The organism is Bradyrhizobium sp. CCBAU 11434 (assembly GCF_028128895.1).
In the GTDB taxonomy this organism is placed as follows: Bacteria; Pseudomonadota; Alphaproteobacteria; order Rhizobiales; family Xanthobacteraceae; genus Bradyrhizobium; species Bradyrhizobium zhengyangense.
On record NZ_LBJX01000103.1, the window covers coordinates 186,035 to 207,259 of the forward strand.

19 protein-coding genes are annotated in these 21,225 nt (G+C 64.6%); 11 read left to right on the forward strand and 8 right to left on the reverse strand.

Features of this window, described 5'->3' with window-relative positions:
* Positions 1–2 precede the first annotated feature (2 nt).
* The 3 genes from XI06_RS40975 to XI06_RS40985 all read right to left on the reverse strand — a co-directional run bounded on the left by XI06_RS40975 (position 3) and on the right by XI06_RS40985 (position 3,261).
* Positions 3–1,196, reverse strand: a complete 1,194-nt coding sequence (locus tag XI06_RS40975) for an efflux RND transporter periplasmic adaptor subunit (RefSeq protein WP_271607879.1) — start codon at positions 1,194–1,196, stop codon at positions 3–5.
* A gap of 230 nt (positions 1,197–1,426) precedes the next feature.
* Entirely contained in the window at positions 1,427–2,455 is a 1,029-nt protein-coding gene (locus XI06_RS40980; protein WP_271607880.1) for an SAM-dependent methyltransferase, read from the reverse strand.
* On the reverse strand, positions 2,452–3,261 hold the full coding sequence (locus tag XI06_RS40985) for a DUF1295 domain-containing protein (protein ID WP_271607881.1): 810 nt from the start codon (positions 3,259–3,261) through the stop codon (positions 2,452–2,454). The genes XI06_RS40980 and XI06_RS40985 overlap by 4 nt, the downstream gene beginning before the upstream one ends.
* A 182-nt stretch (positions 3,262–3,443) precedes the next feature.
* On the opposite strand from XI06_RS40985, the gene XI06_RS40990 reads away from it, so the two are divergent.
* From XI06_RS40990 to XI06_RS41005, 4 genes are all read left to right on the forward strand, one after another.
* Positions 3,444–4,469 carry a flagellar motor protein MotA gene (locus XI06_RS40990; RefSeq protein ID WP_237863044.1) on the forward strand — a complete coding sequence of 342 codons (1,026 nt, stop codon included), beginning with the start codon at positions 3,444–3,446 and terminating at the stop codon, positions 4,467–4,469.
* A 23-nt stretch (positions 4,470–4,492) separates the two neighbouring features.
* Positions 4,493–5,521, forward strand: coding sequence for a peptidoglycan -binding protein (locus tag XI06_RS40995; RefSeq protein ID WP_237863045.1), 1,029 nt, complete (start codon positions 4,493–4,495; stop codon positions 5,519–5,521).
* Complete coding sequence (locus XI06_RS41000) at positions 5,521–5,967, forward strand: GNAT family N-acetyltransferase (RefSeq protein WP_271607882.1); 447 nt, start codon at positions 5,521–5,523, stop codon at positions 5,965–5,967. Before XI06_RS40995 ends, XI06_RS41000 begins: the two co-directional genes overlap by 1 nt.
* A gap of 68 nt (positions 5,968–6,035) precedes the next feature.
* On the forward strand, positions 6,036–6,302 hold the full coding sequence (locus tag XI06_RS41005; RefSeq protein WP_271607883.1) for a hypothetical protein: 267 nt from the start codon (positions 6,036–6,038) through the stop codon (positions 6,300–6,302).
* A gap of 13 nt (positions 6,303–6,315) precedes the next feature.
* Here the strand turns inward: XI06_RS41005 and XI06_RS41010 are convergent, their stop codons facing one another.
* Positions 6,316–8,142: an ABC transporter ATP-binding protein/permease gene (locus tag XI06_RS41010; RefSeq protein WP_237863048.1), complete on the reverse strand. Its 1,827-nt coding sequence runs from the start codon at positions 8,140–8,142 to the stop codon at positions 6,316–6,318.
* Positions 8,143–8,344: 202 nt separating this feature from the next.
* Here XI06_RS41010 and rpmE point away from each other — a divergent pair, with 202 nt between their 5' ends.
* Positions 8,345–8,572 (forward strand): 50S ribosomal protein L31, encoded by a 228-nt coding sequence (rpmE, locus tag XI06_RS41015; protein ID WP_025034016.1) that lies wholly within the window; start codon positions 8,345–8,347, stop codon positions 8,570–8,572.
* Between the two features lie 153 nt (positions 8,573–8,725).
* Here the strand turns inward: rpmE and rcdA are convergent, their stop codons facing one another.
* Together rcdA and XI06_RS41025 are read right to left on the reverse strand one after the other, a co-directional pair.
* Positions 8,726–9,235: a protease adaptor protein RcdA gene (rcdA, locus tag XI06_RS41020; RefSeq protein ID WP_237863049.1), complete on the reverse strand. Its 510-nt coding sequence runs from the start codon at positions 9,233–9,235 to the stop codon at positions 8,726–8,728.
* Positions 9,236–9,718: 483 nt separating this feature from the next.
* Positions 9,719–9,910, reverse strand: coding sequence for a DUF1192 domain-containing protein (locus XI06_RS41025; protein ID WP_237890303.1), 192 nt, complete (start codon positions 9,908–9,910; stop codon positions 9,719–9,721).
* Between the two features lie 127 nt (positions 9,911–10,037).
* On the opposite strand from XI06_RS41025, the gene XI06_RS41030 reads away from it, so the two are divergent.
* The 3 genes from XI06_RS41030 to XI06_RS41040 all read left to right on the forward strand — a co-directional run bounded on the left by XI06_RS41030 (position 10,038) and on the right by XI06_RS41040 (position 14,736).
* Positions 10,038–11,036: an NAD(P)H-quinone oxidoreductase gene (locus XI06_RS41030; protein ID WP_237890302.1), complete on the forward strand. Its 999-nt coding sequence runs from the start codon at positions 10,038–10,040 to the stop codon at positions 11,034–11,036.
* A gap of 166 nt (positions 11,037–11,202) precedes the next feature.
* The gene (locus XI06_RS41035) at positions 11,203–14,079 is read left to right on the forward strand and encodes an EAL domain-containing protein (protein WP_237863052.1); all 2,877 of its coding nucleotides are present in this window, start codon (positions 11,203–11,205) and stop codon (positions 14,077–14,079) included.
* Between the two features lie 222 nt (positions 14,080–14,301).
* Positions 14,302–14,736 carry a DUF3551 domain-containing protein gene (locus XI06_RS41040; protein ID WP_271607884.1) on the forward strand — a complete coding sequence of 145 codons (435 nt, stop codon included), beginning with the start codon at positions 14,302–14,304 and terminating at the stop codon, positions 14,734–14,736.
* A gap of 88 nt (positions 14,737–14,824) precedes the next feature.
* On the opposite strand, the gene XI06_RS41045 is transcribed toward XI06_RS41040, so the two are convergent.
* The gene (locus XI06_RS41045) at positions 14,825–15,088 is read right to left on the reverse strand and encodes a DUF7662 domain-containing protein (RefSeq protein WP_237890301.1); all 264 of its coding nucleotides are present in this window, start codon (positions 15,086–15,088) and stop codon (positions 14,825–14,827) included.
* 154 nt (positions 15,089–15,242) lie between these two features.
* Between XI06_RS41045 and XI06_RS41050 the strand changes: the two genes are divergently transcribed.
* Positions 15,243–16,739 carry a GGDEF domain-containing protein gene (locus XI06_RS41050; RefSeq protein WP_271607885.1) on the forward strand — a complete coding sequence of 499 codons (1,497 nt, stop codon included), beginning with the start codon at positions 15,243–15,245 and terminating at the stop codon, positions 16,737–16,739.
* A gap of 4 nt (positions 16,740–16,743) precedes the next feature.
* Here XI06_RS41050 and galU read toward each other — a convergent pair whose 3' ends face one another.
* Positions 16,744–17,619 (reverse strand): UTP--glucose-1-phosphate uridylyltransferase GalU, encoded by an 876-nt coding sequence (gene galU / locus XI06_RS41055; protein WP_237863055.1) that lies wholly within the window; start codon positions 17,617–17,619, stop codon positions 16,744–16,746.
* A 203-nt stretch (positions 17,620–17,822) separates the two neighbouring features.
* Here galU and XI06_RS41060 point away from each other — a divergent pair, with 203 nt between their 5' ends.
* Positions 17,823–19,232, forward strand: coding sequence for a lytic murein transglycosylase (locus tag XI06_RS41060; protein WP_271607886.1), 1,410 nt, complete (start codon positions 17,823–17,825; stop codon positions 19,230–19,232).
* Between the two features lie 149 nt (positions 19,233–19,381).
* Positions 19,382–21,091, forward strand: coding sequence for an SGNH/GDSL hydrolase family protein (locus XI06_RS41065; RefSeq protein WP_237863059.1), 1,710 nt, complete (start codon positions 19,382–19,384; stop codon positions 21,089–21,091).
* Positions 21,092–21,225: the final 134 nt, after the last annotated feature.

Here is a 21,225-nt window from a genome sequence, read left to right on the forward strand (position 1 = left end):
AGCTACCGCGTGACCTTGAGGGCGTGTCTGTTGTCCGCGCTCGCCTCGGCCTCGGACCAGGATTGCGGCTTGACCTTGTCGCCGGCTGCAAATTTCTGGAAGCCTTCGACCACAACCTTGTCGCCGGCCTTCAGGCCATCGGTGACGAACCAGATGCCGTCCTGCACCGAGCCGGTGCGAACAGGCTGCACCGCGATGCGGTTGTCGTCCTTGACGACGAACACCTCGCTGCCGCCGCCACCATTGCGCTGGACCGCCTGCTGCGGCACCGCGATCGCATCGCTGTCGAGACCCTGGTCGAGACGAACGCGCACATACATGCCCGGCAGCAGCTCGCGCTTGGGATTGCGAAACTCGCCGCGCAAGGTCACCTGGCCGGTATGGGCGTCGACCTTGGCCTCGGAGAACAGCAGCTTGCCGTCGAGACCGTAGAGGCTGTTGTCGTCGAGCACGAGGCGCACCTTGACGGCATCGGACTCGATGCGATCGAGATCGCCGCTTTCGAAGGCGCGACGGAGCTGATTGAGCTCGGTCACCGACTGGGTGAAGTCGGCATAGACAGGATCGAGCTGCTGCACGGTGGCGAGATTGGTCTCGTTTTGCACGACCAGCGCGCCCTCGCTGACAAGGGCAGCGCCGACCACGCCGTCGATCGGCGCGAGCACGGTCGCATAATCGAGATTGAGCTTGGCGCGCGCGAGATCGGCCTTGCGGCCCTCGACTTCGGCCTTGGCCTGACGCTCGGCGGCGATGGTCTTTTCGTTCTCGGCTTCGGGCGCGGCGCGCTGGCTGGTCAGCGTCGCGATACGTCGCGCCTGCTGCTGCGCCTGCATCAACGCGGCCTCGGCCTTGGCAAGCCCGGCCTCATTGGCCATCACCTCGACCTCGAACGGACGCGGATCGATGCGATAGAGCGGATCGCCCGCCTTCACCTCACTGCCCTGGCGAAACAGCCGCTCGACCACGATGCCTGAGACGCGCGGGCGCACTTCAGCGACGCGCGTCGGCGAGATCCGGCCCGGCAGCTCGCGCACCACGGCGCGCGGTTGCGGCTTGACCGTGACGATGCTGACGTCGGGTTCGACAGGTTGGGCGGCGGAGACGGCGGAGGAAGATTCGTCGCAAGCAGCAAGCAGCGGCGCAAGGGCCGCGAGCATCATTGCAACGCATGCCGATCGCGCTCGAAGTCCTGACATGAAGTTAAGTGCCCCAAGATTGTTGAAACTGATCGAGCACGCGCAACGCCCGTCCTGGACAATGCTGCGCGACTGATGCGATCAAAATAGAATGGACGTGCTGCGACGCAATGCATGCAGCAGGCGGCTCAATGTCACATGAGCTATCGCGCTGAGTTCAGGCTGATTTTCGGGACTCACCGGATTGTGAGTCAGGTTCCGTCGCGGCGCTCTGCGACAGAACATCGCAATCAATCCGTCGCCTTCATCCGGTAGTGGCTGACGCCCCACTCCGTTCCGTCGGCGTAGCCGAACAGGCCCGCGGTGGCGAGGAAGAACCAGCGCCAGCGGCGCATCCATAGGTGAGTCTCATCGCCATAGACGTTGCGCAAGGCGGCTTCGATCGCGTCGCGATGCGCGTCGAAATTGGCGAGCCAGTCCATCGCGGTGCGCTGATAATGCGTGCCGCTCCAGCGCCATTCCTTCTCGACCTGGAAGATATCGGCATATTGCCTGACGAGCTGATGGCTCGGCATCACGCCGCCGGTGAAGAAATGCTGCGCGATCCAGTCCTCGCGATTGGCGCGGTCGAACACGTAGGAGCCGGCGCGATGGGTGAAGATGTGCATGAAGAAGCGCCCGTCCGGCGCGAGCCATGACCGCACGCGCGTCATCAGCTTGCGCCAGTTCATCATGTGCTCGAACATCTCGACCGAGACGATGCGGTCGAACTGGCCTTCGGGTGCGAACACGTTCATGTCTGATGTGACGACGCGCAGATTGAGCAGGCCGCGGCTTTGCGCGATGCCCTCGATATAGGCGCGCTGCGATTGCGAGTTCGACACCGCGGTCACCGTGGCATGCGGAAACTGCCGCGCGATCCATAGCGACAGCGCGCCCCAGCCGCAGCCGAGCTCGAGGATGGTCTGGCCGTCGGCAAGGCCCGCATGCTCGACGGTCTGACGCAGCGCTTCCTCCTCGGCCTCCTGCAGCGTGGTCGCGTCCGTCTTGTAGAAGCAGGAGGAATATTTCCGGTTCGGACCCAGCACCTGGGCGAAGAAGCCTTGCGGCACCTCGTAGTGCTGGGTGTTGGCGGCATCCGCATGCTCGGCGATCGGCCGCAGCATCATCTTTCCTGCGAAGGCGGCATCGTCGGCGGCGGTGTCCGCGGCGAGGCGCGTTGCGGTGCGCGAGCAGAGGCGCTGGATGGCGGCGCGGACCACGAGGTCCGGCAGCGGCACGCGTTCGGCAGTCCCGATGATCGTGGACACGACGCTCATGCGGCCATTCCCTCTCGCGGTGGCAACGGAAAGAACATGCTGGTTCGGGATTGATAGGCGCGGTAGCGCTCGCCGCGCGATCGCAGCATCTGCGCTTCCAGGGGCGGGATGCCGGTGACGTGGACCAGGATCCAATACATGAAGATCGGCGCGAGCAGGCTGGCCCAGCCCCAGGGGTAGCTCGCCGCAAGCCCGATCACGGGATAGGCGAGCCAGCCGAACCATTCGAAGAAGTAGTTGGGGTGACGCGACCAGCGCCACAGTCCGACGTCGCAAACCTTGCCATGGTTGCCGGGGTCGTGCCGGAAGCGGCGCAGCTGCGCATCCGCCAGCGCCTCGCCGGCGATTCCGATCAGCAGGATCGCCGCTCCCAGGACGTCCTGAATGCGCAAGGCCGGCGCGGGGACATGCGCGGCGACAAAGATCGAAAACACCAGAGGCACCGAGCCCAGCGCCTGGTTTTGCAGGAAGATGAACATCCGCCTGGGGGCATTGAGGCCCCACTCCGCGGCAAAGGCGGCGTAGCGGGGGTCATCGGTGATCCCGGCGGTGCGAATCGCGATATGGGTGCCGAGCCGGACCGACCAGACCGCGACGAGGCCGGCGACCAGCCATTGCCTGATGTTGGACCCTTCGCCTGCGAGCGGCCACAGCGCGCTGCCGGCGCCGACCAGGCCGATCGCAAAGGTCCAGATCGTGTCGACCCAGCCGGAATTGCCGCTGCGCTGCTGCACAACCCAGGCGAATGCCATCAGGACCGCGAGCGAGAGCGCGATGGCCGCCAATCCCCAAAGAAACATCGCCATGCAAAAAATCCGACCTAAGCCTGTGGAATGCCGAAGTTTTGCAAAATACGTGGATATCAAAGCCCGGTTTCAGCTTTGGGTTCCGCGCTCCTTCCCGAAATCCGCACATCCGGCGCTTTTTTTGCACCCGGCCTGTGCCATAGTGCGGAGGCAAGCAAGCTTCGTAATGGATGATCCCGGCCATGCCGTCAGGCGCCTCGCCCCGCTCCGCCATCGACATCGAGTACACAAAACTGTCCTCTCCCAGCGTCTTCCTGGTGCGGATGCTGGTTTTCCTGGTGCTCTGCACGCTGGTGGGCGTGGTGCTCTACAAGCAGATCATCCTGGCCTTCTTCGCCAATCCCGGGCTGAACGCCCTGATCGGGGCGGTGCTGTTCATCGGCATCGTGCTGGCCTTCCGCCAGGTGATCCGGCTCTATCCTGAGGTGTCCTGGGTCAACAATTTCCGCATCGCCGATCCCGGCCTCGCGCCGGCCCGGCACCCAAAGCTGCTGGCGCCGATGGCGATGATCCTGGGTGGCGAGCGCACCGGGCGGATGTCGATCACCCAGACCACGATGCGGCATCTGCTCGATTCGATCGCGACGCGCCTGGATGAAGCCCGCGACATCTCCCGCTACATGACCGGCCTCCTCGTCTTCCTCGGCCTGCTCGGTACTTTCTGGGGCCTGATCGAAACGGTCGGCTCGGTCGGTAAGGTCATCGACGGGCTCAAGGTCGGCGGCGATGCCGGCGCGCTGTTCGACACGCTGAAGGAGGGGCTGGCCGCCCCGCTCGGCGGCATGGGCATCTCGTTTTCCAGCTCGCTGTTCGGCCTCGCCGGCTCGCTGATCCTCGGCTTCCTCGATCTGCAATCGAGCCAGGCGCAGAACCGCTTCTACACCGACCTCGAAGACTGGCTCGCCACCACCGTGCGTGAGTATGGCAGCGGCGAAGTCTCCGCGGTCGCGAGCACTGGCGGGGGCGGCGTTGCCAGCGGCGAGCTTCAAGCGGCTGTGGAACGGCTGCGCTCCGTGCTCGAGGAAGGCAGCGCCAGCCGCGGCACCACGGCAGCGATGGCGAGCCTTGCCGAAGCGATCCAGGCGCTGGTCTCGCACATGCGCACCGAGCAGCAGATGATCCGCGAATGGGCCGACGGCCAGGGCGAGCAGAACCGCGAGATCCGCCGCCTGCTGGAGCGCATCGCGCGCCAGCCCGAGAAGAGTTAAGCAATCAGATTTGAGAGGCGAGCATGGCTCTAGCCCGCGGCCGCCGCAGCGAAGGCGCCTTCAACTACTGGCCCGGATTCGTCGACGCGCTGTCGACGCTGGTGCTGTCGATCGTGTTCCTGCTGTCGGTGTTCCTGGTCGTGCAGTTCTTCCTGTCGCAGGAGGTGACCGGCAAGGACAAGGCGCTGGAGCAGCTCAACGCCAAGATCGCCCAGCTCACCGAGCTGCTGTCGCTAGAGAAACTCGGCAAGCTCTCGCTCGACGACCAGGTCTCGCAGTTGAAGGCCGGCCTCGCCTCGGCCGAGAGCGAGCGCGACCGGATGAAGGGCCTCTATGAAGGCCTCGCCAACGCCGGCAACGACGCGCAAGGCAAGACCGCCGAACTCGGCAAGGCGCTCGACTCCGAGAAGGCGGTCTCGGCGCGGGCGCTGGCGCAGATCGAGGTGCTGAACCAGCAGATCAGCGCGCTGCGCCGGCAATTGGCGGCCCTCGAAGAGGCGCTCGATGCGTCCGAGAAGCGCGACAAGGAATCGCAGAACCGCATCGCCGATCTCGGCTCGCGCCTGAACGTGGCGCTGGCGCAGCGCGTGCAGGAATTGTCGCGCTATCGTTCGGAGTTCTTCGGGCGGCTGCGTGCCATTCTCGGCAACCGTCCTGATATCCGCGTGGTCGGCGATCGCTTCGTGTTCCAGTCCGAAGTGTTCTTCGACACCGGACAGGCAACGCTGCTGCCCGAGGGTCGCGCCGAACTCGACACGGTCGCCGCCGCGCTGATCGAGCTCGACAAGAAGATCCCGGCCGAGATCGCCTGGGTGCTGCGGGTCGACGGTCACACCGACGTGCGGCCGGTGAACGGCCCGAACTTCAAGTCGAACTGGGACCTGTCATCGGCGCGCGCGATCTCGGTGGTGCAATACCTGATCTCGCTCGGCGTGCCGGCCCAGCGGCTGGTCGCCGCGGGCTTTGCCGAATTCCAGCCGCTCGACACCGCCAACACCGAAGAGGCCTACAAGCGCAACCGCCGCATCGAGCTGAAGCTGACGGAGCGGTAGTGAGCGCGCTCCGCCTCCGCCCCTATGCAGACGCCGACGAGGCGGCCGCGATCGACCTCTGGCATCGGACCTGGCAGCAGGCTTATCCGCAGATCGATTTTGCCGCGCGGCTCGACTGGTGGCGCGAACGCTGGCGCAAGGATCTGGTGCCGAAGGCCCAGATCGTGGTCTCGGAACAGGACGGCGCGCTGACGGGTTTCGTCACCATCGACGGCGACGGCTATCTCGACCAGCTTGTGGTTGACCCCGATCATTGGGGCTCGGACGCGGCGAGGCTGCTGGTGCATGAGGCCAAGCGGCTGTCGCCATCAGGCCTCACGCTGCTGGTCAACAAGGATAATGCCCGCGCCATTCGCTTCTATGAGCGCAACGGCTTTGCCCATGCCGGCGAGGATTTGAACCCGACATCTGGACGGCCGGTGCTGAAGATGGCGTGGCGGCCGTGACATCAGTGACGCAAAAGCGCGGCGCGGTTTGCTAGCGTGATACCAAGGCAAGCCAATGGAGAGGATCGATGCGGCTCAGCGATCTGGCCAAGGGGTCTTCGGTGTTTCTCGGCGTCATCGTCGCCGGCTATGTGTCGACTGTTTATGTCGACCAGCGCTTTGCCTCGCCGCCCAAGACGACAAGTGAGACCGGCTTGCCTGCGCCGACGAGCATACCTGCCACGACAGACAGCCCGGCGCCAGCCAACAGCGGGTCACCTTGCATTGGCGAGGGCGGAAGCTGGAAGAACTGGCCGTGGCCGAACGTGCCGATGGGCTCGCCCAAGTGTCCGTGAGATCAGCGACGCCTCACGCCCCCTCGAACTGTAACCTCGCCAGCCTCGCATAAAGCCCGTTCGCCGCGACGAGCTCGGCATGGGTGCCCTGCTCGACGATCCTGCCCTGGTCCATCACCAGGATGCGGTCGCAGGACAAGACGGTGGCGAGGCGATGCGCGATGACGAGCGTGGTGCGGTGCTTCATCAGCTCTTCGAGCGCGGTCTGCACCAGCGTCTCGCTTTCGGCATCGAGTGCGGAGGTCGCTTCATCGAGCAGCAGCAGCGGCGCATCGCGCAGGATGGCGCGTGCGATGGCGATGCGCTGGCGCTGGCCGCCAGACAGCGTCACGCCGCGCTCGCCGAGTGGCGTGTCAAAGCCTTCGGGCAGGCGGCGGATGAACTCGCTGGCATGCGCGAGATCGGCTGCACGCTCGACCTCGGCATCATCAGCATCGGGCCGGCCGAAGCGGATGTTTTCACGGGCGCTCGCGGCAAACACGTTGGATTCCTGCGGCACCAAAGCGATGCGCGAGCGGAAGTCGCGCGGATCGGCGGACCTCACCGGCACGCCATCGAGCGAGATCGAACCGCCGCGTGGATCGTAGAAGCGCAGCAGCAAATGGAAGATCGTGCTCTTGCCGGCGCCGGACGGGCCGACGATCGCGACCTTCTCGCCAGGACGCACCGCGAACGACACGGCGTCGAGCACGTTGACATCGGGCCGCGCGGGATAGGCAAAGCTGACCCGATCGAAGCCGACCTCGCCGCGCCCCGGCACGGGCAGCACGCGCGGCGCCGCGGGCGCTGCGATTTCCGGCTTCACATGCAAAATCTCGAACAGGCGTTCGGCGGCGCCTGATGCCGCCGACACCTCGCCCCAGACCTCGCTGAGCTGGCCGAGGCCTGCGGCCGCGAAGGCCGCATAGAGCACGAACTGGCCGAGCCGGCCCGGCGTGATCGTGCCGGTCAGCACGTCATGCGAGCCGATCCAGAGGATGCCGACCACGCTTGCGAACACGATGAAGATGACGATGGCGGTGAGAACCGCGCGGGCCTGTGTCGACGTGCGCGCGGCCTCATAGGCCTGTTCGACCTCACCGCCAAAGCGGTTCGCCGCAAGCCCTTCGCTGGTATAGGCCTGCACGGTTCGGATCGCGCCGACCAGCTCGCCGGCATAGGCGGACGCATCCGCCAGCGTGTCCTGCGCATTGCGCGACAGCCGCCGCACCCAGCGCCCGAACGCGACCAGCGGCAGCACGATCAGCGGGATCGCCAGCAGCACGAAGCCTGAGAGACGCGGGCTGGTGATCACCATCATCGCTGCCGCGCCGAAGAACATCATCAGATTGCGCAGCGCGATCGACACGGAGGCGCCGACGGCGGATTTGATCTGCGTCGTGTCGGCCGTGAGCCGCGACACCAGTTCGCCGCTGCGCGCGGAGTCGAAGAAGGAGGGCGACAGCGAGAGCAGATGCGCAAACACGTCGCGCCGGAGATCGGCGACGATGCGCTCGCCGATCGTCATCACGAGGTAGTAGCGCGATGCGCTCGCGAGCGCGAGCACGGCAACGACCGCGATCATCACCGAGAAGTAATTGTTGATCATCGCGATGCCTTCGGGCGTCAGCCCGAAATCGATCATCCGGCGCACCGCGACCGGCACCAGCAGTGTGGTCAGCGCCGCAATCGTCAGCGCAACGAAGGCAAGCGCCGCGCGGCCGCGATAGCGGGCGACGTAGGGCGCGAGCGCCATCAGCGGCCGCAGCTTGGCCCGGCCCTTGGCCGGTTGCTCGATCAGTTCGGCTTCGATCGACGGGGCCTCTGCGGGCCCGGTTTCAAGCCGTTCAACAGCGCTCATTGGAATCCGACCAAAAGAGAGACGTTGGCTCCACATAGGCCGCTGCACGGGGCGAGGCAAATCCGGGATGTACCGTAGGGGACGGCCCGGTTCTCAAGTCCCCACAATGGCTTGTTTTAAGGGGGGCTGTGAGGTATAGACCCGGCCAAATCCGTCATTCGATAGCCACTCAAGCAAGGCGCCGGGCGCCCTAGGAATTGCCATGAAAGCCGAGATTCATCCGAATTATCATACGATTAAGGTCGTCATGACCGACGGAACCGAGTACCTGACCCGCTCCACCTGGGGCAAGGAAGGTGACACGCTGAACCTCGACATCGACCCGAAGTCGCACCCGGCCTGGACCGGCGGCAACGCCCAGATCATGGATCGCGGCGGCCGCGTCTCGCGCTTCCAGAAGAAGTTTTCGGGCTTCCTCAAAAAGGATTGATCCGGCCGGCAAGGCGGGAACGAAAAACGCCCCCGGGAGACCGGGGGCGTTTTTGTTTTTCCGCATGTCATTCCGGGGCGGTCCGCGGGACCGAACCCGGAATCTCGAGATTCCGGGTTCGATGCTTCGCATCGCCCCGGAATGACGAAAAGCTTACCGCTCGAACGCGGCCTTCAATGCGTTGAGGTGCGGCACCAGCGGGTTGCCGATCGCGATGTGGTCGGCCGGCGGGGTGTGGATCGAGCTATCGAGCCGGCGCACGCGGGTCTGCAGGCTCATCGAGCGATGGATCAAATCCTGGAGCTGCGTCGGCAGCTTCTCGATGGTGTCGGAGGGACCGGGATCGGCGGCGGTGAGCTTGACCTTGGTCTTCTCGCGGTTGGCCTGGACCAGCGTCATCTCGCCTTCCTTCACGGCACGGTGCAACAGCAGCCATGAGGCGAGCTGCATCAGGCGCGTGGTGAGGCGCATGCTCTCGGTCGCGTAGGTGAGGCTGACGGCCCGGTCGAGCGCCTTGGCCTCGGTGCGGCCGGCACCGTCGAGATAAGCGGCGGTCTCTTCGACGAGATCCATGCCCTCGCGGAACAGGACGCCGAACGCCGCAGAATTGGTGAACCGCTCGCTGAGTTGAACGAGAGCGCCGTCGGCTTGCAAACGTTCCATGGTTAACGCCCCTTACGCAACTGTTTACCTGTCCGGCTTTTGCGCCGGCTTATGATGAACAAATCATTGCGCGGGGGGATCGCGGAGTCCAGCGGCAAGCGCGGATATGGTTTCCGCGGGTCATTCCGAGGAACTCAACCGGAAATGGAGGAAAAAAAGAGCCGCCGGAGACCGGCGGCTTTGAAAGTTGATAACAGGGAGGCGTCAAACAGAGTGGACAGGAGCCACTCGGTGTCCAAACGAGGACAGTTCCAGTCATAAACTCGAAAGCTTAATGGTGCGTAAACGAACGATTATTTTGAGGGTTCGTTAGGCATGTCGGCCAGTGGACGAGTGTCTCTCCGTCGTCGCCCCGGCGGCCGGGGCCCATAACCACGGGAGGCGTGGTCGCACGAGCAGGTAACTCGGAGTCATCGCCCAATGACCTGCACGGAGTATGGGTCCCGGCCTTCGCCAGGACGACAGACATTGGTTTGACGACGACTACGTCTTGAAAAAGCTGTTCGCTGCATCGTGCGAGGCGCGCTTCTTGGTGGCGGCTTCTTCTAGTCTTGCGATCTCGGTCTTGAGCAAGGAGACGCGCTCGGTCAGTTCCTCGACCGACAACAGTGAGAGATCCTGTCCGATCTCGTGGGTGACCTTCTTGCGCGGGCGGTCGTCGTCTTCCATCGGCATCGTCGTTCCTCCTGCGTCCGCCGACCGGACCACACCGCTTGATACACGGCTTGGGCGGTTGCCAGTCCGGACTGCGCTGGCTAATCAAAGGCCTCGTTTCCCTCGCACCTTTGCTCAAGGACACATCATGGACAAGCTGCCCGCGCAAATGACCGTGGTCGCCATCTCCAAGCCCGGTGGACCGGAGGTGCTGCTGCCGGAACAGCGGGCTGTGCCGCAGCCCGGTCCTGACGAGATCCTGGTCAAGGTGCAGGCCGCGGGCGTCAACCGGCCCGACGTGGCGCAGCGCTCCGGCGCCTATCCGCCACCGCCCGGCGCCAGCGACCTGCCCGGCCTCGAGATCGCAGGTGAAGTGGTCGCGGTCGGCAGCAACGCCAAGCGGCACAAGATCGGCGACAAGGTCATGTCGCTGGTCGCCGGCGGCGGTTATGCGCAGTATTGCATCGCACAGGACGCGCAGGCGATGAGCGTGCCCCCGGCGCTGTCGATTAGGGAAGCCGGTGCGCTGCCGGAAACCCTGATGACGGTCTGGCACAATGTGTTCGAGCGCGGCGGCTTGAAGGCCGGCGAGACGCTGCTGATCCACGGCGGCTCCTCAGGCATCGGCACCATGGCGATCCAGCTCGCGAAGGCGTTCGGTGCAAGGGTGTTCGTCACCGTCGGCTCGCAGGACAAGATCGACGCCTGCCTCAAGCTGGGGGCGGATCGTGCGATCAATTACAAAACCGAAGATTTCGTCACTGTGGTCAAGGAAGAAACCGACAAGGTCGGCGTCAACCTGATCCTCGACATGGTCGCCGGCGACTATGTCGATCGCAACTATGACGCCGCTGCCGTCGACGGCCGCATCGTGCAGATCGCGACCCTCAACGGCCCCAAGGTCAGCGTCAACATCGCCAAGGTGATGGTGAAGCGGTTGACCCATACCGGCTCGACCTTGCGTCCCCGTAGTAATGCGGACAAAGCGGCGATGGTCGCCGCGATCGAGGCGAAAGTGATGCCGCTTCTGCGCGAAGGCCGGGTCAAACCCCTGATGGACAGTGCTTTCCCGCTGGAAAAGGCCGCCGACGCACACCGGCGCATGGAGACCTCCGCACATATTGGCAAAATTGTGTTGGAGGTCTAGGCCGCTGGCCCATCAAACCGGGCGGAAACCCTTTGATTTTCTTGGCTTTCGTGGCATCTATCGCGAAACGCCGAACCACTTCCGTCCGGCCTGAAATCGTCTTTACGTGCCAGCCTTGCGTGCCGTTCCTGCACTCAGAGTTTGCGTCGAACGCGGAGAACTGACCTTGCGTCTGATCAGGTGCCTCGCGCCCATCGCGCTGGGCCTCATGATTCTTGTCGCCGCGTATCCCGCGCGCGCGCTCGACGCTGTCAGCGTTCGCAGCGACGCGCCCGCGATCGACCTCACCGGCGTGCTCGAGCATCAGCGCAGCGACGCAGATCGCATCCAGGTCTCCACCGCGCCCGGCACCGACGGCATCGTCCGCCGCATCGAGGTGCGCGCCCGCGAGGGCGGCCAGAACTGGGTGGTGTTCGCGCTCGCCAACAACACCGACGATCAGCTCGACCGTCTGATTGTCGCTCCGCATTACCGCATCGTCTCCTCGGGACTGCTCTGGCCCGACCTCGGGCTGTCGCGCATCGCGACCATTACGCCGTCGATCGGCGACCGGCCGGAACGCCAGGAAAGCGCGACGGCCGACGTGTTCCGCATCACGCTCGATCCCGGCGCCGTCGTCACCTTCGTCGCGGAACTGCGCACCGACAAGCTGCCGCAGCTCTATCTGTGGGAACCGGAAGCCTACAAGGACAAGGTCAACTCGTTCACGCTGTACCAGGGCATCGTGATCGGCATCTCCGGCCTTTTGGCGCTCGTTCTCACGATTTTGTTCGTGGTGAAGGGCAGCATCATGTTCCCGGCGGCCGCAGCGCTGGCCTGGGCGGTGCTGGTCTATATCGGCGTCGATTTCGGCTTCTGGGGCAAGGTGCTCGACATGTCGAACAACGCCGAGCGCATCTGGCGCGCGGCGGGTGAAGCGATATTGGCGGCGACGCTGCTGGTGTTCCTGTTCGCCTATCTCAATCTCAGTCGATGGCATGTGCGCTACTCGCACATCACGGTGGGTTGGCTCGCGTTCCTCGGCTCGTTGGTCGCGCTCGCGCTATTCGACCCGGCCGTCGCCTCCGGCATCGCACGCATCTCGCTGGTGCTGATCGCGTTCGCCGGCTTCGCGCTGATCGTCTATCTCTCTACCCATGGTTTCGACCGCGCGGTGCTGCTGATCCCGACCTGGTTCCTCCTGGTGGTCTGGGTGGTCGCGGCCGGCATGACGGTTGCGGGCTCCGTTACCAACGACATCGTCGGCCCTGCCCTGCTCGGCGGCCTCGTGCTGATCGTGATGCTGATCGGCTTCACCGTCATGCAGCACGCCTTCGCCGGCGGCGGCGCCACCACAGGCGTCGTCTCCGACATCGAACGCCGCGCGCTGGCGCTGGCGGGTTCCGGCGATCTGATCTGGGACTGGGACGTATCCGCCGACAAGGTTTTCACCAGCCCCGAGACGGAAGCCCTGCTCGGACTGAAGCGCGGCACGCTCGAAGGACCCGCGGCCTCGTGGCTAGAAGTGCTGCATCCGCTCGACCAGGACCGTTTCCGTGCCGCGCTCGATAGCGTGCTCGACCAGCGCCGCGGCCGCCTGGTGCAGGATTTCCGCCTGCGTACCCCCGACGGTCATTTCATGTGGTTCGCGCTGAAGGCGCGCCCGGTGGTCGGCTCCGACGGCGAGGTCTCGCGCGTGGTCGGTACGCTCACCGACGTCACCGAGCTTCGCAACGCGGAAGAGCGCCTGCTGCACGATTCCGTGCATGACAATCTCACGGGCCTGCCCAACCGCAAGCTGTTCATGGACCGGTTGGGCGCCGTCGCGCATTTCGCCAAGACCATGCCGACGCTGCGGCCGACGCTGATGGTGATCGATCTCGACCGCTTCAAGCAGGTCAACGATTCCGTCGGCATCGCGGTCGGCGATTCCATCCTGCTGACGCTGGCCCGCCGCCTCACCCGCATCCTGAAGCCGCAGGACACGCTGGCGCGCCTCGCCGGCGACCAGTTCGGCCTGATCCTGCTCTCGGAGCAGGACCCGGCGCGGATCACCAATTTCGCCGAGACCATCCGCAAGACCATCCGCGCGCCGATCGCCTTCAACGACCGCGAGATCTTCCTGACCGCCTCGATCGGCATGGCGCTGTCCGATCCGCAAACCCAGCTCACGGACGAGATCATCAAGGACGCCGAGCTTGCGATGTATCATTCCAAGCGCATCGGCGGCGACCGCATCGATGTCTACAAGCCGGCAATGCGCGCGCGGAAGACCGACCGCCTGACGCTGGAGAGCGAGCTGCGCCGCGCCATCGAGCGGCAGGAGCTCACCATCCTTTACCAGCCGATCGTCCGGCTCGAGGATCGCTCAGTCGCCGGCTTCGAGGCACTGGTGCGCTGGGATCATCCAAAACTCGGGCGCATGGCGCCGTCGGAATTCATCACGATCGCGGAAGAGACCGGCCTGATCGTCGATCTCGGCATGTTCGTGCTCGACCAGACCGCCAAGCAGCTTTCGATCTGGCAACGCGCGATGCGCTCGCGCGAGCCGATCTTCGCGTCCGTCAACGTCTCCTCGCGGCAGCTGCTGCGCCACGATTTGATTCACGATATCAGAACCGTGCTGTCGCGATCTTCAGTCGCGCGCGGCACGCTGAAGCTGGAATTGACGGAATCGCTGGTGATGGAGAATCCGGAGCACGCCGCGCAAATGCTGACGCGGATCCGCGAGCTCGGCACGGGGCTGTCGCTCGACGATTTCGGCACCGGCCATTCCTCGCTGGCCTATCTCCAGCGCTTCCCGTTCGACACCATCAAGATCGACCAGTCCTTCGTCCGCACCACCAACCGCGGAACGCGGCCGGTGATCCTGAAGTCGATCATCGCGCTCGCGCATGATCTCGGCATGGACGTGGTGGCGGAAGGCGCCGAGACCGATTCCGACGCGGTCGAACTGTATCAATTGGGCTGCGAATACGCGCAGGGCTTCGCCTTCGGCGAGCCGATGGACGCGGATGCCGCGATGCGCCTGCTGACGGAAGTGCGGCTGGAAGCAGCGAGCTGATCGTTCGACGCGCGAGGTGCCGTAGGGTGGGCAAAGGCGCACTTGCGCCGTGCCCACCATCCTGAAGACGTGGGCACGCTTCGCTTTGCACACCCTACGATACTTAAGAGCGCCGCGGCCTCTCTATATCCACGCGTGAACCCATTCCGAGAACGTTGACCTGGATCAATGCCGTCTACGGTCCGCGTGCACCGCATGTTGCGCCACTTGGAGGAAGTTCCAATGCGCACATTGGCTTTGACGATTTTGGCCATAGGCATGCTCTTAGCATCAGGGCATGCCCGGGCTCAGAGATATGATCCGGCTTATCCCGTTTGTCTGTACGTCGTCGCCTTCGGAGCTACCCCTTACTATCGATGCAGCTACCATACGATGGACGAATGCAGGGCATCGGCCAACGGTCAGATGTGCGTCCTCAACCCGTACTACGGTGGTGCAACGGCGCCGATGAAAGAGAACAAGCGGCATGATCGTCGCCCGGTCGGATCAAGATCGGCCGCACACGCCGAGACCAGAGCGTATGTGCCACCTAGATCACCGATCCACTCCCGGTCCGCACCGTTCAATCAATCAAATGAACCGTATTACGGAGCTTCCCAAGGTTACGCGCCGGGCGAAAAACAACAATTTCTCGAAAGCGTGAGACGAAGCCTCTAGAGCGGGATTGTCAGGTTGAATCGCGCAGCGGCGGGGACGTTCACCTCTCCCGTTTACGGAAGGGAACATACCGGACCAGGAAATCTCGCTACCTCCGCCGGTCGTTCTTCCGCTTCGTGAACCGCACGCTCGCACCGTCAGGCATCCGCGTCGCCACGAAGCCCGCGGCGAGGCAGGCTTCGCGCTGCGGCATCTGGATATCGGGGCTGCGCAGGCTGTCCCACCATGACGCACGGTTGGCCGCGCGCGGCAGAGCAGCGCCGATGATCTCCTCGATCTGCTCGAAGGTCAGCACGAACTCCGCCTGCTTGTGCCGCATCAAGTAGTCACGTAGCGCATCGTAGTCGTTCACGTCTGTCCTCTCGTCCGAAGCCCGGATCCAGCCGATCGGGCCTGCCAAAAATCGCTAGCCGGATAAACCATTCCTTAACTCATCGCGGCGGTGCCGTCGCGGCTTAAACACTGAGCAAGCTTTCAGGCGCATCCACTAGTATCGGGAGCAAAGGATGCTGTCTGGATGGCGCAAAGCCAAGGCCCGCCGGCCCTGGCGTATCTCGGCAAAGCTGTTGATCATCACGTCCGTCGTGACGGTGATCGGCTTTTCCGCCATTTGCGTCAACGTCATGCTGGACATGCGCCGCGGCGAGGAGGCGCTGGCCCGCCAGACGCTGGAAAACCTGGCCACCTCGATCGACGCCGACATCAGCCGCAACATCGATATCTACGACCTCTCCCTAAAGGCGGTCGTCAACAACATGCTGCTGCCCGAACTCGCCACGGTCTCGAGATCGGTCCGTCAGCTCATCCTGTTCGATCATGCGACCACGGCTCGGCATTTCGGTGCCATCCAGGTGTTCGATGCCGACGGCAGGCTGACCATCGACGCCTCGACACTGGATCCGCAAGCCGAGAACCGCACCGACGAAGAGTATTTCCGAATTCATCGCGACAATCCGGACGTCGGACTGTTCATTAGCCGTCCGATGCTGTTCCGCGGCGCCTTTTCGATCGTGCTGAGCCGGCGCATCAGCGATACCGACGGCGGCTTCATGGGGGTCGTGGCCGGCTCGATCCGCTACACCTATTTCCACGAACTGTTCGAGCGGCTGAGCCTCGACCCCGAGGACACCATCACCGTGCTCAAGCGCGACCGCACCATCATGATGCGGCGGCCGTTTGATCTCGACATAATCGGCAAGAATCTGGGAACGCAGCAGAACTGGAAACCTGACAATCTCAGGGCCGGCGGGTCCTACGCCGGTAAGGGGCCGGTGGATGTGACGCCGCGCCTTTACGTGCGCAGCAGCGGCTCCGGCCCATTGTTTGTCGTGGCAGGCAAGCCGCTGAGCGCGGTGTTCTCATTGTGGCAGAGAGAAGCGCTGCGCATCGGCGCCGTGGTGCTGATGCTGTCCCTGTTCGTGCTGGGCTCGGCCATCGTGCTCGCCCGCGAGATCGGCCGGCGCGCGGATGCCGAAAGCAGGCTCGAGGAGATGGCGACGACCGACGCGCTCACGGGCCTGCGCAACCGCCGCAAGTTCGACCAGGTCATCGACATGGAATGGCGGCGCGCCATGCGCCAGAAGACGCAGGTCGCGCTGCTGATGATCGATGCCGATCACTTCAAGGCCTACAACGACACGTTCGGTCACCAGGCCGGCGACCAGGTGCTGGTCGGCATCGCCATCTGCATCTCGGATTCGGTGCGCCGCGCCGGCGACTGCGCCGCACGCTATGGCGGCGAGGAGTTCGCCGTGCTGCTGCCGAACACGTCGGCCACCGACGCGTTCAGGATCGCCGAGACCATTCGTGCCAAGGTGCTGGGCTGGTCCGATGGCGGCGCGGGATCGACCGTCTCCTGCGGCGTCGCCAGCCTCGCGCCCACTGCTGGCATGGACTGGGCCGTGCTGGTCGCCGCCGCCGACAAGGCGCTCTATGCCGCAAAAGCCGGCGGCCGCAACCAGTCGGTGGTGGCAAGCTTGGCGCAGCTGTCGCTGGTGGCGTGAGCGGCTACTGCTCGAGATACTTCTTCATCTCCGCGATCAGCCCCTCGCGCAGCTCGGGCCGCTTCAGCGCATAGGCGATGTTGGCGCGCAGGAAGCCGGGCTTGGAGCCGCAATCATGACGCTCGCCCTCGAACTCGACGCCGTAGAATTTCTGCGATTTGGCGAGGCCGATCATCGCGTCGGTGAGCTGGATCTCGCCGCCGGCGCCGCGCTCCTGGGTCTCCAGAATCTTGAAGATCTCGGGTTGGAGAATATAGCGGCCTGTGATCGAAAGGTTTGAGGGCGCCGTGCCCTTGGCCGGCTTCTCGACCATGCCATCGACCTCGAACATCTTGCCGGTGCGCTTTCCGACGCCGCAGATGCCGTATTGATGGGTGAGATGGTCGGGCACCGCCTCGACCGCGATCAGGTTGGATTTCTCGCCGAGCGTTGCCGCCGTCTCGACCATCTGCTTCAGGCATCCGGGCGAATTGAGCACGAGCTCGTCGGGCAGCACCACCGCGAACGGCTCGTTGCCGACGATGTCGCGCGCGCACCAGACCGCGTGGCCGAGGCCGAGCGGCGCCTGCTGGCGGGTGAAGCTGACGGCGCCGGCTTCCGGCTGGTTCTGCGCCAGGATCTCCTGCTCGGCCTTCTTGCCGCGCTGACTGAGCGTCGTGTCGAGCTCGAACATCCTGTCGAAATGGTCTTCGATGACGTTCTTGTTGCGGCCGGTGACGAAGATGAAGTGCTCGATGCCGGCTTCCCGCGCCTCGTCATAGACGTACTGGATCAGGGGCTTGTCGACGATGGTGAGCATTTCCTTCGGCATCGCCTTGGTGGCGGGCAGGACGCGGGTGCCGAGGCCGGCGACGGGAAATACGGCTTTGCGGATTTTCATGGGATTGATCGAATACCTTGGGACGCAGGTGAAAGAAGCAATGCTTCTTGCTAGCGGTTTTGCAGCCGGTAACAAAGGCGGATGTAGGGCTCCGTTTCAGAGAATTTGCGAAAAAGGTGACCAGCAAAAATTCACCTTTGTTAAGATATTGGCAACCGTAACGAGGCCTCCTGATGGCGGATTTTCGGCCGGACGGATGGGATATGAGGCAATCGGTGGCAGGCTTGGCAAAACGCGGCGGATCTCTGGCGAGCGCAACAATGATTGCGGCCGCGCTTCTGTTCCCTGTGTCTGCGCGGGCCCAAGGGCAACAAGGACAACAGGGGCAAAGCGGCCTGTCCAACCTGTTCGGCGGTATTTTCTCCGGCTCGAGCCCGGCGCCGTCGCAGCCGGCCCCGGGCGGGGCCCAGACGGGAGCTCAACCTTGGAGCGGCGAGGACGGCGCCTCCGGCCATCCGCTGATGACGGCGGCTGCGATCCGCGAGGCGGCCGGCAATTTCGACAATTGCGTTGCGGGCATGTGGCCTGATGCCGCACGGCGCGGCATCACGCAGGAGAATTTTCAGCGCTTCACCGCTGGGCTGTCGCCCGACTTGCGCATCATGGACCTGATGGACTCTCAGCCGGAGTTCTCCAAGTCGATCTGGGACTATCTCGACATCCTCGTGAACGACAACCGCCTCGCCAAGGGCAAGGAAATCCTCGCCCAATACAAGGCGCAGTTCGACGCGACCGAAAAGGCCTATGGCGTCGACCGCTATATCATCGCGGCGATCTGGGGCATCGAATCCAACTATTCGACGCAGATGGGCGACCGCAGCGTGCTGCAATCGACCGCGACGCTCGCCTGCGTCGGCCGCCGCCAGGCCTATTTCAAGGACGAGTTCCTCTCGGCACTGGAGATCCTCAACCGCGGCGATCTGCGCCCTGAGCAGATGCGCGGCTCCTGGGCCGGCGCGTTCGGCCCGACCCAGTTTATGCCGACCGCGTTCAAGCGCTTTGCCGTCGATGGCGACGGCGACGGAAGGCGCGACGTGGTCGACAATCCGACCGATCTAATCGCCTCGACAGCGAACAATCTGAAGAAGGACGGCTGGCAGAGCGGCCAGACCTGGGGCTTTGAGGTCGTGGTGCCGCAGGGCTTCAACTACATGCTGGCCGACCGGGCCAAGATGATGACGCTCGGGCAATGGGAGAAGCTCGGGCTCAAGCGGGCGACCAATCAGCCTTTCCCACATCCGGCGGATAAAGCCTATTTGCTGGCGCCCGCCGGCGCGCAGGGGCCCGGCTTCCTGATGCTGCAGAACTTCCGCGTCATCATGAAATACAATCCCGCCGAGGCCTATGCGATGGCGATCGGCCATTTCGCCGACCGCCTGCGCGGCGGGCAGCCCTTCGTGCAGCCATGGCCGCGGCAGGAACGGGAGCTGTCGCGGACCGAGCGGCTGGAACTGCAGCAGCTCTTGGCCCAGCGTGGCTTCTATAAGGGTACCCCGGACGGCCAGTTCGGCGGCCAGACCCGGGAGGCGTTGCGCAACTTCCAGGTCTCGATCGGGCTCCCTGCCGACGGGTTTGCCACCTCCGACGTGCTGGACCGGCTGCGCGGGCGGTAAAAGCGGCCCGAAAGTAACCCTGAGCGGCGATTTTGGCCGGATCGGCGGTGTATTCCCTAAGAATCTGCAAGAGAATTTGCCCGTTTGGCGCCCGATTCCGTTATTATAACGACCTATCTCCAGACCCCATTGCGCGCGCCCGAGATCGCATGTCGAAGCCAAAATCCTTTTTCAAGGCGCTGACCGAGACCGGCCCGCTGATCGCGCTGGGGACGGCGCTTGCGATCCTAGTCTCGATCGCGGGACCGGCCTCGGCGCAGTTCTTCAACTTCCCGGGCTTCGGTGGCCCGCCGCAGCGATCGGCGCCGCCGCCGCAGCGTGGTGGCGGCTGGTTCGGCGGTGATTTCTTCGCGCCCTTCCAACAGCAGCAGCAGCAGGCCCCACGCCAGGATTTTTCGCGCGCGCCGGCACCCGCCAAGCGTGACACCATTCCGGACAAGAACGTGCTGGTGATCGGCGATGCCATGGCCGACTGGCTCGCCTATGGCCTTGAAGACGCCTACACCGAGCAGCCCGACATGGGCGTGATCCGCAAGCACAGGACCACGTCTGGCCTGATCAAGTATCAGCCGAAGGGCGAGCCCTCGGACTGGGCCGCGGCCGCGAAGGGCATTCTGGAGACCGAGAAGCCTGACGTCATCGTCGTCATGCTCGGCCTCAACGATCGCATGTCGATCCGCGAGCCTGTCACCGACAAGCCTGCGGAGAAGGACAAGGACAAGAAGAACGACAAGGGCGCGCGCGCCAAGCCGCAAGGAAAAGGTGACGCCAAACCGGGTGACGCGAAGTCCGGCGAGACCAAGTCCGACACCGCGGCAAAGCCGGACGACAAGCCCGTCGACACCGACCTGCCGCAGGACGACGCCGACAACGCGGACACGCCCGCAGCCGCGCCCGAAAAGGCCCCGCGTAATCCAAATGGCGTCTACGAATTCCGCGACGACCGCTGGGTTGAGCTCTACGGCAAGAAGATCGAGGAACTTGCGGGCGTCCTGAAGGCCAAGGGCGTGCCGGTGCTCTGGGTCGGCCTGCCCGCGATCCGCGGACCCAAGGGCACCGCGGACATGCTGTTCCTGGATTCGCTCTATCGCGAAGGCGCAGCCAAGGCCGGCATCACCTATGTCGACGTCTGGGACGGCTTTGTCGACGAGGCCGGCCGCTTCCTGCAGAAGGGCCCTGATTTCGAAGGCCAGATCCGACAGCTGCGCAGCGGCGACGGCGTCTATTTCACCAAGCCCGGCGCGCGCAAGCTCGCGCACTATGTCGAACGCGAGATCACGCGTCTCCTGGCCGGCCGTTCCGGTCCGATCGCCCTGCCGAGCGAACCGGCAACGCCCGACACCAACGCCGAGCCCGGCAAGCCGCCGCCGCGGCCGCTCGCCGGCCCGATCGTGCCGCTGGTTGCGGCCTCGATCTCGACCGATCAATTGCTGGGTGGACCCGGCACGCGCCCCGCCTCCGTCGATGCGCTCGCGGCCAGGACGCTGGTGAAGGGCGAACCGCTGGCCGCGCCCGCGGGCCGTGCGGATGATTATTCCTGGCCGCGCCGCGAGGTCGGCCGCGAGCAAGCCAAGGGCGATACGCCTGTTGCGGCGACGACGCCCGACGGCGGCGCTGCGGCGCCCGGCACGCCCGGTGCTGCCGCTGCGATCGCGCCTCCCAAGCCGGTCGCACCGAAGAAGCCGACGCCGCCGCCGCAGCCGGCACAGGCAACGCCGTCACTGCGTGATTTCTTCGGCTTCGGCTCGCCGCAACCTGCTCCGCGTCAACTGGCGCCCGGGCCGCGCAACCCGAATCCGAACCCCGCGATTCCGCGTCCGCCCGGCAATGTCGGGCGTGCAGCCGAAGTGGTTCGGTAGTTTAGTCTTATGTCCCGGACGCGGCGCAGCGCCTTGGTGGTGCGCCGCGGAGCCGGACCCAGCTTCTTCAACATCGACAAAGAATTGCCCCGGCTCTGCGCAGCAGCGCTTTAGCGCTGCAGCGCGTCCGGGGC

Bases quoted from the DNA above. Each gene is read 5' to 3' on its own strand.
- XI06_RS40975 (WP_271607879.1), bottom strand. From the start codon at position 1,196: ATGTCAGGACTTCGAGCGCGATCGGCATGCGTTGCAATGATGCTCGCG.
- XI06_RS40980 (WP_271607880.1), bottom strand. From the start codon at position 2,455: ATGAGCGTCGTGTCCACGATCATCGGGACTGCCGAACGCGTGCCGCTG.
- XI06_RS40985 (WP_271607881.1), bottom strand. From the start codon at position 3,261: ATGGCGATGTTTCTTTGGGGATTGGCGGCCATCGCGCTCTCGCTCGCG.
- XI06_RS40990 (WP_237863044.1), top strand. From the start codon at position 3,444: ATGCCGTCAGGCGCCTCGCCCCGCTCCGCCATCGACATCGAGTACACA.
- XI06_RS40995 (WP_237863045.1), top strand. From the start codon at position 4,493: ATGGCTCTAGCCCGCGGCCGCCGCAGCGAAGGCGCCTTCAACTACTGG.
- XI06_RS41005 (WP_271607883.1), top strand. From the start codon at position 6,036: ATGCGGCTCAGCGATCTGGCCAAGGGGTCTTCGGTGTTTCTCGGCGTC.
- XI06_RS41010 (WP_237863048.1), bottom strand. From the start codon at position 8,142: ATGAGCGCTGTTGAACGGCTTGAAACCGGGCCCGCAGAGGCCCCGTCG.
- rpmE (WP_025034016.1), top strand. From the start codon at position 8,345: ATGAAAGCCGAGATTCATCCGAATTATCATACGATTAAGGTCGTCATG.
- rcdA (WP_237863049.1), bottom strand. From the start codon at position 9,235: ATGGAACGTTTGCAAGCCGACGGCGCTCTCGTTCAACTCAGCGAGCGG.
- XI06_RS41025 (WP_237890303.1), bottom strand. From the start codon at position 9,910: ATGCCGATGGAAGACGACGACCGCCCGCGCAAGAAGGTCACCCACGAG.
- XI06_RS41030 (WP_237890302.1), top strand. From the start codon at position 10,038: ATGGACAAGCTGCCCGCGCAAATGACCGTGGTCGCCATCTCCAAGCCC.
- XI06_RS41040 (WP_271607884.1), top strand. From the start codon at position 14,302: ATGCGCACATTGGCTTTGACGATTTTGGCCATAGGCATGCTCTTAGCA.
- XI06_RS41050 (WP_271607885.1), top strand. From the start codon at position 15,243: ATGCTGTCTGGATGGCGCAAAGCCAAGGCCCGCCGGCCCTGGCGTATC.
- galU (WP_237863055.1), bottom strand. From the start codon at position 17,619: ATGAAAATCCGCAAAGCCGTATTTCCCGTCGCCGGCCTCGGCACCCGC.
- XI06_RS41060 (WP_271607886.1), top strand. From the start codon at position 17,823: ATGAGGCAATCGGTGGCAGGCTTGGCAAAACGCGGCGGATCTCTGGCG.
- XI06_RS41065 (WP_237863059.1), top strand. From the start codon at position 19,382: ATGTCGAAGCCAAAATCCTTTTTCAAGGCGCTGACCGAGACCGGCCCG.